This window comes from Candidatus Kinetoplastibacterium sorsogonicusi, assembly GCF_003072465.1.
Lineage (GTDB): Bacteria > Pseudomonadota > Gammaproteobacteria > Burkholderiales > Burkholderiaceae_B > Kinetoplastidibacterium > Kinetoplastidibacterium kentomonadis.
On sequence record NZ_CP025628.1, the window covers coordinates 328193 to 341586 of the forward strand.

Genomic DNA, 13394 nt, shown 5'->3' on the forward strand with positions numbered 1-13394 from the left:
TTCAGTTAATCAAATTTTTGCTTAATCCAATTTGCTGCAAAATTGTAGTTGATATTTCTTCTATAGATTTATTTGTAGTGGATAATATTGGTATTTTTTCTTTATTCATTATTTTTTCAGATTCTAAAACTTCATATTGACATTGTTTGAAATTAGAATATTGACTATTAGGTCTTCTTTCATTTCTAATTTCAGATAATCTTTCTGCTTGAATTGTAAGCCCAAATAATTTAGGTTTAAAAGGTATTATTGTAGATGGCAAAGATTTTCTTTCAAAATCATCAGGAGTTAATGGGAAATTTGCAGCTTTTATAGCATATTGCATAGCTAAGTATAAGCTAGTAGGTGTTTTACCACATCTAGATACGCCTATTAATATAACGTCAGCTTTATTTAGTTGATCAATAAATTGTCCATCATCATGTGATAAGCTGAAATTTATAGCATCGATTCTATTTCTATATTTTTCAGTATCATTCATTGTATGACTTCTACCTATAGAATTACTTGATTTAATTCCTATTTTTTCTTCAATATATTCAACGAAAGTACCAAATAAATCTATAAATATTCCATTAGCATTTTTAATCATGTTTTTTATAATAGGATCCACTAAAGTACTGAATACTATTGGAGTTTGTTGATATTGTATTGCATTGTTATTAATTTCTTCTACAACTTGTTTAGCTTTTTCTATACAAGAAATAAAAGGTATTCTGATTTGATTAAATCTGATGCTATCAAATTGAGATAATATAGAATTACTAAAAGTTTCTGCTGTTATTCCAGTACTATCAGATATTATATAAACAGTTCTTTCAATTAATTTATTCATTGTTCTTTATAAAACAAAAATTGATTGTTGTTATTTGTTATCAAATGATATGATAAATATCATAGATATTTTTATTTTTTCGTTCTTTTTATAATGTATCAATTATACTGATATATTCATAGTTTTTTGTAAATAAGTTTAATAAAAAAATTTATAATTTTTTATTAAACTTATTTTTTTAATATATTTTAGGGTGTTTTAAATGTCTTATATAATTCCTTTTGAAGATCTTCGCATGTCTGACATTGATTCTGTCGGAGGTAAAAATGCTTCTCTTGGTGAAATGATTAGTCAATTATCTTGTGCAGGAGTAAGAGTACCTAGTGGTTTTGCTACAACAGCACAAGCATTTAGTGATTTTCTAAAACAATCTAATTTAGATAATCGTATTAATGAGTGTTTATCAAATTTAGATGCAGATAATTTAAAAGAATTAACATCTGCTGGAGCTAAAATTCGTCAATGGATTATAGATACTCCTTTTCCTAAAAAATTTGAAAAAGAAATAAGAGATGCTTTTGCTCAATTAAATTCTAATAATAATTACTCCTTTGCAGTAAGATCTTCAGCTACTGCTGAAGATCTACCAGATGCATCATTCGCAGGACAACAGGAGACATTTTTAAATGTTATAGGTATAGATGATATTTTAAATAAAATAAAGCATGTATTTGCTTCATTATATAATGATAGAGCTATATCATATAGAATACATAAAGGATATTCTGGTACTCAAGTATATCTTTCAGCTGGTATACAAAGAATGGTTAGATCTGATATTGGTAGTGCTGGTGTAATGTTTACTATTGATACCGAAAGTGGATTTAAAGATGTAGTATTTATTACATCTTCATATGGACTTGGAGAAACAGTTGTACAAGGTGCTGTTAATCCAGATGAGTTTTATGTGTTTAAACCAACTTTAGCTGTAGGAAAAGATTCTATAATAAGCCGTAGAATCGGTTCAAAATTGATCAAAATGGAATTCGATCAAAATTCTAATGGTGTGAAAACTATTGATGTTAATGTTAGTGATCGTAATAAATATTCTCTTACAGATAAAGAAATTATTGAATTAGCAAAATATGCTGTAATCATAGAAAATCATTATGGCCGTCCAATGGATATAGAATGGGGAAAAGATGGTTTAGATGGAAAATTATATATATTACAAGCACGTCCAGAAACTGTAAAATCTCAACAAGTAGAAAATAATTCACAGTTACGATATAGATTAAAAACTAATGATAAAAATCTTCTTATTACTGGAAGAGCAATAGGACAAAAAATAGGATCTGGTAAAGTAAAAATTATCCATGAAGTTTCAGAAATAAATTTAGTAGAAGATGGTGATATATTAGTAACTGATATGACAGATCCAAATTGGGAACCAATTATGAAAAAAGCATCTGCTATTGTCACTAATAGAGGAGGTAGAACTTGTCATGCTGCGATTATTGCTAGGGAATTAGGAATTCCTGCTGTTGTAGGTTGCGGAAATGCTACAGAAATATTATCTACTAAAGAAATAGTAACAGTATCTTGTGCAGAAGGAGATGAAGGCAGAATATATGATGGATTATTGGAAACTCATATAGAAGAAGTTCATAGAGGTGTTATGCCTGATATAAATGTAAAAATTATGATGAATGTTGGTAATCCTCATTTAGCTTTCGAATTTAGTCAATTACCAAATAATGGTGTTGGTTTAGCAAGGCTAGAATTCATTATTAATAATAATATAGGTATCCATCCAAAAGCTATACTAGATTATCCTAATTTAGATTCTACACTAAAAAAAGCTATTGAATCTTCCTCTAGAGGTTATTCAAATCCCAAAGATTTTTATATAAAAAAAATAGTAGAAGGAGTTTCTACTATTGCAGCAGCTTTTTGGCCAAAACCTGTGATTGTCAGATTGTCTGATTTTAAATCTAATGAATATAAAAAATTAGTAGGTGGATCTAGATATGAACCTGATGAAGAAAATCCTATGTTAGGTTATAGAGGTGTATCTAGATATATTTCTAAAGATTTTGAAGATTGTTTTAGCATGGAATGTGAAGCAATTAGAACAGTTAGAAATAATATGGGATTATCTAACGTAGAAATCATGATACCATTTGTAAGAACTATTGATAATGCTAAACATGTTATTAATCTTTTAGAAAAAAATGGCTTAACAAGAGGAAAAGATGGTTTAAAAATTATCATGATGTGTGAATTACCAAGTAATGCACTTTTAGCAGATCAATTTTTAGAATTTTTTGATGGATTTTCTATTGGTTCTAATGATATGACACAGTTAACGTTAGGTTTAGATAGAGATTCAGGCATTGCAGAATTAGTTGCTGATTTTGATGAAAGAAATGATGCTGTAAAAATGCTTTTACATTTAGCTATCAAAGCTTGTGTTGATAAGAAAAAGTATATTGGTATATGTGGTCAAGGTCCTAGTGATCATATTGATTTTGCAAAATGGTTATTGAATCAAGGCATTACGTCTATTTCTTTAAATCCTGATACTGTAATAGATACTTGGAAAATGTTACATAATCATTAGTATAAAGAGAGATTTGTAAAATAATTAAATTTGTATCTAAAGATACAAATTTAATTATCTTGAAAATTTGAATAACCGTTCTTTTTCTCTATTCCATTCCTTGTTTTTTAAACTTTCTCTTTTATCATAAGATTTTTTGCCTTTACCAAGAGCAAATTCAACTTTAATTAAATTATTTTTAAAATGAAGATTTAATGGAACTAATGAATACCCTTTTTGATCTACTTTACCTATTAATTTATTAATTTCTTTTGCTTTTAATAGCATTTTTCTATTTCTTTTAGGGTCAATATCTGTTATTTTTGAAGCTGTATGGAGGGGACTAATATGCATACCTACAATAAATATTTCACTATTTCTTATTATAATATAACTTTCTTGTAATTGTACTCTATTTTGTTTTATGGCTTTTACTTCCCATCCTTGTAAAGAAATACCTGCTTCATATTTATCTTCTATAAAATAATTATGATAAGCTTTTCTATTTTCTGTAATATTCATAATTTTAAATGTTAAGTTTAAGATAGTTTTATTATATAAGGTAATTATGCATAATATTCATCAAACAATTACTATGCCATATAGTGCATTCCAAATATTTCAATTAGTTGCTGATGTGGAAAAATATCCAGAATTTATGCCATGGTGTGAAACATCAGAAATAAATGAGTATTTTTCCGAAAATAATAATGTTGTTTCATTATATATGAAATTTATTGGAGTAACTTATTTTATTCAAACTAAAAATTTTTATTATATGCCTAATAAAATAGAATTACATTTATTAGAAGGACCATTTTCTTATTTATATGGACTATGGTTATTTGAAGATATAAAATACAATTCATGTAAAGTAGATTTTAAAATGCAATATGAATTTAAAAATTCTATTATGAGCTTAATAATTCAACCATTTTTTAATAATATTACATCTCATATGATAGGTAATTTTATTAAAAGAGCTAATTGCGTTTATAAAATATGAATATATCTAAAAAAATTACAGTTGAAATATTTTATTCACATAATAAAAATCATTTATGGAAACAAGTACTTTTATTACCTAATAATACTAATATTTCTGAGGCTTTATTAATGTCAGATTTTAATATATACTTTCCAAATATAAATCCTATTGAGAATGGAATCAGTATTTTTGGTAAAATACAAAGTAAAGATTATATATTAGAAAATAATGATAGAATAGATATATGTAGACCCTTAATTTTCGATCCTCATTTATTAAGATCTAAAATTAGAAAATTTAAAAAATAATTTAATTAATTAATCATGCAAGATAAAGAATATCATAATCATAAAATTTTTAGAGCAGGTTGGTTACGCGCTGCAGTTTTAGGTGCAAATGATGGCATAATATCCACAGCTAGTTTAATTGCTGGGATGGCCGCAATTAATTCTGATTATAACATTATTATTACAACAGGTTTTGCTGGCCTTATATCTGGAGCTTTATCCATGTCTGCTGGAGAATATGTATCAGTATGTTCACAATCAGATATAGAAATAGCAGATTTGAAATTAGAAGCATTATCATTAAAAAATAATTCTGAATATGAATTACAAGAATTAACTCAAATTTATATAGATAGAGGCTTATCAAAAAAATTAGCTTATGATGTTGCGGTATCTTTAACAAAACACAACGCTTTGGATGCTCATGCTAGAGATGAATTAGGTATATCTATGCATAATAGAGCCAATCCTATTAAAGCTGCAATAGCATCTTTTTTTTCATTTTCAACTGGTGCAACATTACCAATGTTAGTTGCATTATTAAGCCCTGTAGAACATATGATATTTTCTATAATTACTAGTTCTGTATTATGGTTAGCTACATTAGGAATTATATCAGCTCATACAGGAGGAGCTAAAATATTACCAGCTACAACAAGAGTATCTTTTGTAGGAGCTGCTGCAATGGCTATAACAGCACTAATAGGTAAGTTATTTGGAACTTAATTATATGAAATTTCTTTTAGATCTATTTTTAGTTTTTTATTAATATCTAAATAAAATTTGTTGTTTATTTTAAAATATTCTTCTGTAGGAATTTCTAATAAAAAATGTAAATAATTATCATATATTGTATAATTAACAATCTTTCCACATGGAGATGGATCACTATGTGTACTTATGATATCCTGATTTATTAAATTTTCATGAAAATTTAATAAATTAAAATTAACTTTACCATAGAACATTCTATTTTTTATCTTTCCTATATATTTTATTCTAGCTAAAATTTCTTGTCCTGGATAACATCCTTTAGTAAAACTAATTCCATTTAAAAGATCTAAATTTATATCATTTGGTATTAGTAATTCTTGATTATATTTATTAATCCATGCAATACCTGATAATATATCTAAAAAATCCCATATTAACTTTTTATCAATTATATAATTATTTTTTAAAAAGTTTTTTTCTATGAGATCATATACCTCATCATCTTTTCGAGTAATATAAATAAATCTAATCTCATTTTTACTCTTCATTGGTATAAATATAGCAGTATCATTATCAAAATTAGTTTTAAATATTTTTTTATATTCTAAATTTTCTACAGGTATATTAGTAATATTACTAATATTTTTTATATATATTCCATAAATATTACAATCATGAATTTTTATCTCTACATCTTTTCTTAAAATATAGATAGACAATCTTTTTATCAGACTATCTATAATTTCTTTTAATGCAAAAATGTATGCTTGTTGATGAATTTGATTAATTGTATCTAACTCAAACCATACAAGCATATTTGCATATAATCTACCTTTTGAATTACAGTATCCTGAAAATTTGGCTTCATCATTCTTTATATTTTTAAAATCTTGAGTTAAATTAGCCTGTAAAAAGCTTAGTACATCTTTACCATTTAAAATAATAATAGAATATTTTGATAAACATTCAATATTAACTTGCAAATTTTTCATATTATTTTGTTTAAAAAAATTAAATATGATTAAATATATAATATATTTTTTATTAATACAAATTTAATCATAAATTAGGATTAAAAATTAAATGCATAAATATGGATTTTTTATTACTTTTGAAGGTATTGATGGTTCAGGAAAAAGCACACATATTGATTGGTGCATAAAATTTTTAAAAGTACATAATATAAATGTTATAAAAACGAGAGAACCTGGTGGAACCATAGTTGGAAATCAAATACGCGATATTTTTCTTAATTATAATATGAATGCATTCACAGAATCACTACTCTCAATAGCAGCTAGAAAAGAGCATATTGAAAAAGTTATAAAACCTACTTTAAAAAAAGGTATTTGGGTACTATCAGATAGATTTAATGATTCTATGTATGCTTATCAGGCTGGTGGTAGAGGTATTAATAATATAATTCTAGATAAATTAGAAAAATATGCAAATATTGATTTAATTCCTGATTTAACTTTATTGTTTGATATTTCAATTGATATTTCTAAAAATAGATTAAAGAAAAAGTCTTTAGATAAATTTGAATCAGAAAATTCAAATTTTTTTGAAAAAGTTAGAAACGAATATATTAATTTAGCAAAAATACATTCAAACAGAATAATGTTAATTGATGGATCTAAATCTATCATTGATATCAGAAATATTTTAATGAATAAACTAATTACATTAATTAAAAATTTTACATCATAAATATATATGAATTTAAAATTCCTACCTTGGCATAAAAAAATAGCTTTAGATTTTTTAGAAAATTTACAGAATAAATTTATACATTCTTGGTTTATATATGGACATGAAGGTATTGGAAAATTCCACTTTGCTCTTTCTATTTCTGCAAGTATTTTATGTAATTCACCAAATAATTTATTAGCTTGTGAAATTTGTCAATCATGTCTATTAATAAAGTCTGGTAATCACCCAGATTTAAAAATTATTTTGCCAGATATATTAAGTATGGATAACTTATATAATAAAGATAATTATATTAGTTATAATAGTCATTATGTAAACAAAAAATTATCTAAAGAAATACGTATAGAGCAAATACATAATTTAAAAGAATGGTTTTATAGATTTACATATATAAATAATAAACCTAAAATAGTGATTATTTATCCAGGTAAATGTTTGAATACAGTATCATCTAATGCAATATTAAAAATATTAGAAGATTTTAATTTAAAATTAATATTTTTAATAGTTTCAGAATACACTGATGATGTTATTCCAACTATATTATCTAGATGTAGCAGATTATTACTGAAATCACCATCTTATGATGAATCAAAAAAATGGTTAATTGATAATAATATAAATAATATTGACGATCATATTTATATAAATGGTAATTCACCACTACATATCATGTTATATGGTGATGATTATAAATTATATCAAGATTTTCTTGATATAATCATAAATGCTTTAATTTTAGGTTATATAAGCGAAAATAAAGTTTTTTATTTATTTGATAAATTAGGTACTTTAGAATGTATTTCTATTTTGCAAAAATTGTACTTTGACTTAATTCAAGTTAGTTATGGATTAAAAATCCAATTTTTTATAAAAAGATATAAAGAAATTATTAAAATTAAAAATAAATATTCTATTAATAGTTTCGTATATATGTGGAATTTGCTTTATAGAGAAAAAAAAATATTTTCAACACATTATTTAAATAATAAATTATTAATAATCAATATCTTAAAAAACATGAAAAAATTATATTTTACGGATTAATACTTATGTATATAGATTCTCACTGTCACATAAATTTTCCTGAATTGTTAAAAAATATCGATTCTATAATAAAAAATATGGAAATTAAAAAAGTATCTAATGCTTTAGTTGTTGGTATAGATAATAAAAGTTCAAATTTGATTATTAATTTAGTGAAAAAATATAAAAATTTATGGGCTTCTATAGGAACACATCCTAATTCTCATATAAATGATGATTTAACATATAATGAATTATGTGATTTATCAATAAATGAAAAAGTAATTGCCATAGGAGAAACTGGTCTAGATTTTTATAATTGTAATTCAAAAGAAATTTATAAAATTCAAAAAAATAGATTTTGTAATCATATACGAGCTAGTATAAATTCAAATTTACCTTTAATTATACATACTAGAAATGCTGCTAATGATACGATTGATATTTTAAATCAAGAAAAAGCTTTTAATGGTGTTATTCATTGTTTTACAGAAACTATGGATTTTGCTAAAAAAGTATTAGATATGAATTTTTTTATTTCTTTATCTGGTATTATTACTTTTAAAAATGCTCAAAATTTAAGAGATATTATAAAGTATATTCCTTTAGATAAATTATTAATAGAAACAGATTCTCCATTTTTATCTCCAGAACCATACAGAGGTAAAATAAATGAACCATCTAATGTTACAATAGTTGCAAAAAAAGTAGCAGAAATTAAAAATATTCCAATTGATGTAGTAGCAAAAAATACTACAAATAATTTTTTCAGTTTATTTAAAAAAATATCTTATAATCAATAATCAAATTTATATAATGAAAACTTTACATAGTAAATATAAAGTTCCTAATGGAAAATTAATAATCGCTGATATTGTTATAGAAGATTCTTTGATAAAAGAGATACAGATCTCTGGTGATTTTTTTTTAGAACCTCCTATAGTATTAGAAATGATAAATAAAGCATTAATAGGATTATCAATTCAAACAAATATGCAAGAAATCAAAACTATAATTAATCGAGCTATACCAGAAAATACTGTATTTTTTGGATTTTCTCCTGAATCTATAGCAATAACCATTTTAAAGGCATTTACAAATGAATAATATTTTTCATAAATATAAAAAATGGAATATAGTATATATGGAGCCACAAAGCCCATTTTTACATATGGCAATAGATGAAGTATTATTAGAAGAATTAGTAATGAAACCTGACTCTATGCCTATTTTGCGTTTTTGGGAATGGGATTCACCTGCTGTAATCATTGGTAGATTTCAATCTGTAAAAAATGAAATAAATATTATAGAATCTAATATCCTAAATATACCAATAGTGCGTAGAATTACTGGAGGAGGTGCTATGTTTGTAGAACCTGAAAATACTATTACATACTCTATTATTATTCCTATTGAACATTTTATTAATATGAGCTTTCAAGAATCTTATAAATATTTAGACACTTGGGTAATAGATTTTTTTAATTCTATTGGTATAGAAGCCTATTATAAACCATTAAATGATATATGTACTAATATTGGTAAAATTGGTGGAGCTGCTCAATCTAGAAAAAAAAATGCTATATTACATCATGTTACAATATCTTACAAAATGAACTATGAACATATGATGAAAATATTGCGGATAGGTAAGGAAAAATTATCTGATAAAGGTATAGAAAGCGCTATTAAAAGAGTAGATCCTCTTATTAATTATACAAATAAGTCAAGAACAAATATTATAAAAGGTATGATTGATTTTTTTCAAAAAAATTACAATGCTACATTTAATAATCAGTTAAATGAAAATATAATTAATAAAGCAATTCAATTGAGTAAATCAAAATTTCAAAAAAAAGAATGGCTATATACTATCCCTTGATATTTATTATTTTATGGGATAGTATAATTTATATATATTATTCCCATTCTATAGTAGCAGGAGGTTTACTAGAGATATCATAAACTACCCTATTAACTTTTGGCACTTCATTTATAATTCTAGTAGATATTTTCTTTAATAAATCAAATGGTAATTGTGCCCATTTTGCTGTCATAAAATCAGAAGTTTGTACTGCTCTTAATGCTATCACATAATCATAAGTTCTGTAATCACCCATTACACCAACTGTTTTAATAGGTAAAAATAATGCAAAAGCTTGTGATATTTTATCATACCAATTTGAATTTTCATCAAAATTACACAATTTTAACTCTTCAATAAAAATATTATCAGCTTGTTGTAATATTTGAATATAATCTTTTTTAATTTCACCAATTATTCTAATCGCTAATCCAGGACCAGGAAATGGATGCCTATTTAAAATCAAGTCTGGTAATCCCAACATAGATCCTAATTTTTTTACTTCATCTTTAAATAAATCTCTTAATGGTTCTATGAGTTTAAATTTCATATTTTCAGGTAATCCACCAACATTATGATGAGATTTTATTGTAACAGAACATCCGTCAAAATTTTTTGCTGATTCTATTACATCAGAATAAATAGTACCTTGTGCTAACCATTTAATATTGTTCATATTATGCTTCTTTTTGAAATACTTCTATGAATTCTTTACCAATAATCAATCTTTTTGTTTCAGGATCTTGAATATTAGCTAATTTTTTTAAAAATTGGTTCGAAGCATCAATATATAAAACTTTTATATTCATTTTAGAAAAAATTTTATTTACATTTTTTGCTTCATTTAAACGTAACATACCATGATCTACAAATATGCAAGTTAATCTATTACCAATTGCTTTATGTAATAAAGCAGCTACTACTGATGAATCTACTCCACCAGATAAACCAAGAATAACTTCATCATTTCCAATTTGTTTTTGAATATCATTAATTTTTTTATCAAGAAAATCATAAATATTCCATGACTCTTTACATTTGCATATTATTTTTATGAAATTATTAAGAATTTGCTTACCACTAATAGTATCTGTAACTTCTGGATGAAATTGTAATCCATATATATTTCTTTTGCTATCTTCAATAGCAGCAATAGGACAATTTTTTGATGATGCAATAATTTCAAAATTATCTGGTATTTCAGTGACTTTATCTCCATGACTCATTAATACTTCTAATTGATGATTTCCTGCAGAAGTATAATCAATTTCATCTAAATTTTTAAATAAAATACTATTTTTAATATCAATTTTAGTACATCCAAATTCTTTATGCATAGAACTAATAACTTTACCACCTAAAGTTTGAATAATAGATTGCATTCCATAACATATACCTAATACAGGTATTCCATGATTTAAAATCATTTCAGAAATATTATTAGAATGTTTGTTATAAGTAGATTCATGACTACCAGATAAGATGATACCTTTAACGTAATTATTGTTTATATAATCTAATAAGCTATTTTCGTCTATATTTTTACCATTATAAACTATAGAATAAACGCCTAACTCCCTTACACGTCTTGCTATTAACTGTGTAAATTGAGATCCATAATCAATTATTAGTATGTTGCTTTTCATATATGTATTAAATTTTAAAATATTTTTATATAGATCTATAATTTGGAGCTTCTTTAGTAATTTGTACATCATGTACATGAGATTCTTTTACACCTGAAGCTGTAATTTCAATTAATTCAGTTTTAGTTTGCATTTCTTTTATAGAAGCACAACCACAATAACCCATAGCTGCTCTAATACCTCCAATAAATTGATAAATAATTTCTAAAACACTGCCTTTGTATGGAACCATTCCTTCTATACCTTCAGGAACTAATTTTCTATCATCTTTTTGATGATCTTGAAAGTATCTATCTGCAGATCCAGTAGCCATAGCTCCAATACTACCCATGCCACGATATGCTTTATAACGTTTTCCTTGAAATAATATAACTTCTCCGGGAGATTCTTCAGTACCAGCAAACATACTACCCATCATACAAGAAGAAGCGCCAGCAGCAATAGCTTTAGCTACATCACCAGAATATCTTACTCCACCGTCAGATATTACTGGAATACCAGATCCTTTTAAAGCTTCAGATACATCTAATATTGCTGTAATTTGCGGCACTCCAACACCTGAAATAATTCTAGTGGTACATATAGAACCAGGTCCTATCCCAACTTTAATACCATCAGCAAAATTATTTATTAAACTTAAAGCTGCTTCACTAGTAGCAACATTACCAGCAATTAGATCTATTTTAGGGTAATCATTTTTAATTCTTTTTACAGTATTTAAAACTCCTTGAGAATGGCCATGAGCTGTATCTATAACTATAACATCTACACCAGCATCAACTAATTTAGCTACTCTTTCATCTGTATCTTTAGATATGCCTACTGCAGCTCCTACTATTAATTGTCCATGAACGTCTTTATTAGCAGATGGCTTCTCCGTGTTTTTAATAATATCTTTTACAGTAGCTAATCCACAAAGTTCAAATTTATCATTTACTATTAAAACTCTTTCTAATCTATGTTTATGCATCAAATATTGAGCTTCTTTTATTGTAGAACCCTCTTTTATAGTAATTAATTTATCATGTTTTGTCATGATATTACTTAAAGGTTGATCTAAATTTTCTTCAAATCTCAAATCTCTATTTGTTACAATACCAACTAACTTTTTACCTTCTATCACAGGTAAACCAGATATACCATTATTTTTTTGTAAATCAATAGCATCACGTACTTTTAAATTAGGAGTAACAGTGATAGGATTTTTTACAATACCAGATTCAAACCTCTTAACACAAGCAACTTCTCTTGCTTGTGCTTCTATTGACATGTTTTTATGGATGATACCTATACCACCTTCTTGAGCAAGTGTAATTGCTAATTTAGATTCTGTAACAGTATCCATTGCTGAAGAAATAAGTGGTATATGCAAACTAATATTGCGTGTTAATTTTGTTTTTAAAGATGCGTCACGTGGTAATATACTAGAATAAGCTGGAACCAATAATACATCATCAAATGTTAATGCTTTTTTTAAAAGACGCATCTTTATACTCCTTAAATTATTAAATCATCTATTATCTCTTAATTGTAAGATTTTTTAAATAATTTTTTTATTAACAGCATTTTACAACACCATTACTACCATACCTAGATATTTGTCTATTTTTAAAAAATTCCTCATAATTCATTGGTTTAATATTTGGATGTTTATTTTTCATATGTAATAAATAATTTTCATAATCTGGTATTCCAATAATCATTTTTAATGTTTTAGTAAAATAATGATAACTTATAATAATTTTTAATTTAAAATTTTTTATATTATTAAATAACATT

The 13394-nt window shown here is 25.1% G+C and carries 14 protein-coding genes and 1 pseudogene; 9 read left to right on the forward strand and 6 right to left on the reverse strand.

The features are described 5' to 3' along the window. Window position 1: 1 nt before the first annotated feature. Window positions 2-835, reverse strand: coding sequence for a posphoenolpyruvate synthetase regulatory kinase/phosphorylase PpsR (ppsR, locus tag CKSOR_RS01570; protein ID WP_108673846.1), 834 nt, complete (start codon window positions 833-835; stop codon window positions 2-4). A 202-nt stretch (window positions 836-1037) separates the two neighbouring features. Here ppsR and ppsA point away from each other — a divergent pair, with 202 nt between their 5' ends. Beyond that, the gene (gene ppsA, locus CKSOR_RS01575) at window positions 1038-3398 is read left to right on the forward strand and encodes a phosphoenolpyruvate synthase (RefSeq protein ID WP_108673847.1); all 2361 of its coding nucleotides are present in this window, start codon (window positions 1038-1040) and stop codon (window positions 3396-3398) included. A gap of 54 nt (window positions 3399-3452) precedes the next feature. Here ppsA and smpB read toward each other — a convergent pair whose 3' ends face one another. Continuing rightward, on the reverse strand, window positions 3453-3899 hold the full coding sequence (gene smpB, locus CKSOR_RS01580) for an SsrA-binding protein SmpB (protein WP_108673848.1): 447 nt from the start codon (window positions 3897-3899) through the stop codon (window positions 3453-3455). Window positions 3900-3945: 46 nt separating this feature from the next. Between smpB and CKSOR_RS01585 the strand changes: the two genes are divergently transcribed. From CKSOR_RS01585 to CKSOR_RS01595, 3 genes are read left to right on the forward strand one after another with little or no spacing between them, the layout of a single operon-like run. After that, entirely contained in the window at window positions 3946-4383 is a 438-nt protein-coding gene (locus tag CKSOR_RS01585) for a type II toxin-antitoxin system RatA family toxin (protein ID WP_108673849.1), read from the forward strand. Beyond that, the gene (locus CKSOR_RS01590; RefSeq protein ID WP_108673850.1) at window positions 4380-4673 is read left to right on the forward strand and encodes an RnfH family protein; all 294 of its coding nucleotides are present in this window, start codon (window positions 4380-4382) and stop codon (window positions 4671-4673) included. The genes CKSOR_RS01585 and CKSOR_RS01590 overlap by 4 nt, the downstream gene beginning before the upstream one ends. A gap of 15 nt (window positions 4674-4688) precedes the next feature. Continuing rightward, window positions 4689-5378, forward strand: coding sequence for a VIT1/CCC1 transporter family protein (locus CKSOR_RS01595; protein ID WP_108673851.1), 690 nt, complete (start codon window positions 4689-4691; stop codon window positions 5376-5378). Here CKSOR_RS01595 and ygfZ read toward each other — a convergent pair. Further along, window positions 5375-6358 carry a CAF17-like 4Fe-4S cluster assembly/insertion protein YgfZ gene (gene ygfZ, locus CKSOR_RS01600; protein ID WP_108673852.1) on the reverse strand — a complete coding sequence of 328 codons (984 nt, stop codon included), beginning with the start codon at window positions 6356-6358 and terminating at the stop codon, window positions 5375-5377. The two genes, CKSOR_RS01595 and ygfZ, sit on opposite strands and share 4 nt — an antisense overlap. A gap of 91 nt (window positions 6359-6449) precedes the next feature. On the opposite strand from ygfZ, the gene tmk reads away from it, so the two are divergent. Genes tmk through CKSOR_RS01625 form a run of 5 tightly spaced genes read left to right on the forward strand, consistent with a single transcriptional unit; the run spans window position 6450 to window position 9987 of the window. Beyond that, the gene (gene tmk, locus CKSOR_RS01605) at window positions 6450-7076 is read left to right on the forward strand and encodes a dTMP kinase (protein ID WP_108673853.1); all 627 of its coding nucleotides are present in this window, start codon (window positions 6450-6452) and stop codon (window positions 7074-7076) included. A gap of 6 nt (window positions 7077-7082) precedes the next feature. Continuing rightward, a complete protein-coding gene (locus CKSOR_RS01610; protein ID WP_108673854.1) occupies window positions 7083-8126 on the forward strand; it encodes a hypothetical protein in 1044 nt (347 codons plus the stop codon). A 5-nt stretch (window positions 8127-8131) separates the two neighbouring features. Continuing rightward, complete coding sequence (locus CKSOR_RS01615) at window positions 8132-8908, forward strand: TatD family hydrolase (protein ID WP_108673855.1); 777 nt, start codon at window positions 8132-8134, stop codon at window positions 8906-8908. Window positions 8909-8921: 13 nt separating this feature from the next. Then, window positions 8922-9212: a lipoate-protein ligase small subunit gene (locus CKSOR_RS01620; protein ID WP_108673856.1), complete on the forward strand. Its 291-nt coding sequence runs from the start codon at window positions 8922-8924 to the stop codon at window positions 9210-9212. After that, entirely contained in the window at window positions 9205-9987 is a 783-nt protein-coding gene (locus tag CKSOR_RS01625; RefSeq protein WP_108673857.1) for a lipoate--protein ligase family protein, read from the forward strand. The genes CKSOR_RS01620 and CKSOR_RS01625 overlap by 8 nt, the downstream gene beginning before the upstream one ends. Before the next feature lie 37 nt (window positions 9988-10024). Here the strand turns inward: CKSOR_RS01625 and guaA are convergent. The 3 genes and pseudogenes from guaA to CKSOR_RS01640 all read right to left on the reverse strand — a co-directional run bounded on the left by guaA (window position 10025) and on the right by CKSOR_RS01640 (window position 13393). Beyond that, window positions 10025-11615 (reverse strand): annotated as a pseudogene (guaA, locus tag CKSOR_RS01630) (glutamine-hydrolyzing GMP synthase). Window positions 11616-11640: 25 nt separating this feature from the next. Then, window positions 11641-13101 carry an IMP dehydrogenase gene (gene guaB / locus CKSOR_RS01635; RefSeq protein WP_108673858.1) on the reverse strand — a complete coding sequence of 487 codons (1461 nt, stop codon included), beginning with the start codon at window positions 13099-13101 and terminating at the stop codon, window positions 11641-11643. 70 nt (window positions 13102-13171) lie between these two features. Further along, entirely contained in the window at window positions 13172-13393 is a 222-nt protein-coding gene (locus tag CKSOR_RS01640) for a YbdD/YjiX family protein (RefSeq protein WP_108673859.1), read from the reverse strand. Window position 13394 lies beyond the last annotated feature (1 nt).

Bases quoted from the DNA above. Each gene is read 5' to 3' on its own strand.
- CKSOR_RS01640 (WP_108673859.1), bottom strand. From the start codon at position 13,393: ATGTTATTTAATAATATAAAAAATTTTAAATTAAAAATTATTATAAGT.
- ppsA (WP_108673847.1), top strand. From the start codon at position 1,038: ATGTCTTATATAATTCCTTTTGAAGATCTTCGCATGTCTGACATTGAT.
- CKSOR_RS01615 (WP_108673855.1), top strand. From the start codon at position 8,132: ATGTATATAGATTCTCACTGTCACATAAATTTTCCTGAATTGTTAAAA.
- smpB (WP_108673848.1), bottom strand. From the start codon at position 3,899: ATGAATATTACAGAAAATAGAAAAGCTTATCATAATTATTTTATAGAA.
- CKSOR_RS01590 (WP_108673850.1), top strand. From the start codon at position 4,380: ATGAATATATCTAAAAAAATTACAGTTGAAATATTTTATTCACATAAT.
- tmk (WP_108673853.1), top strand. From the start codon at position 6,450: ATGCATAAATATGGATTTTTTATTACTTTTGAAGGTATTGATGGTTCA.
- CKSOR_RS01610 (WP_108673854.1), top strand. From the start codon at position 7,083: ATGAATTTAAAATTCCTACCTTGGCATAAAAAAATAGCTTTAGATTTT.
- CKSOR_RS01625 (WP_108673857.1), top strand. From the start codon at position 9,205: ATGAATAATATTTTTCATAAATATAAAAAATGGAATATAGTATATATG.
- ygfZ (WP_108673852.1), bottom strand. From the start codon at position 6,358: ATGAAAAATTTGCAAGTTAATATTGAATGTTTATCAAAATATTCTATT.
- CKSOR_RS01585 (WP_108673849.1), top strand. From the start codon at position 3,946: ATGCATAATATTCATCAAACAATTACTATGCCATATAGTGCATTCCAA.
- guaB (WP_108673858.1), bottom strand. From the start codon at position 13,101: ATGCGTCTTTTAAAAAAAGCATTAACATTTGATGATGTATTATTGGTT.
- CKSOR_RS01595 (WP_108673851.1), top strand. From the start codon at position 4,689: ATGCAAGATAAAGAATATCATAATCATAAAATTTTTAGAGCAGGTTGG.
- CKSOR_RS01620 (WP_108673856.1), top strand. From the start codon at position 8,922: ATGAAAACTTTACATAGTAAATATAAAGTTCCTAATGGAAAATTAATA.
- ppsR (WP_108673846.1), bottom strand. From the start codon at position 835: ATGAATAAATTAATTGAAAGAACTGTTTATATAATATCTGATAGTACT.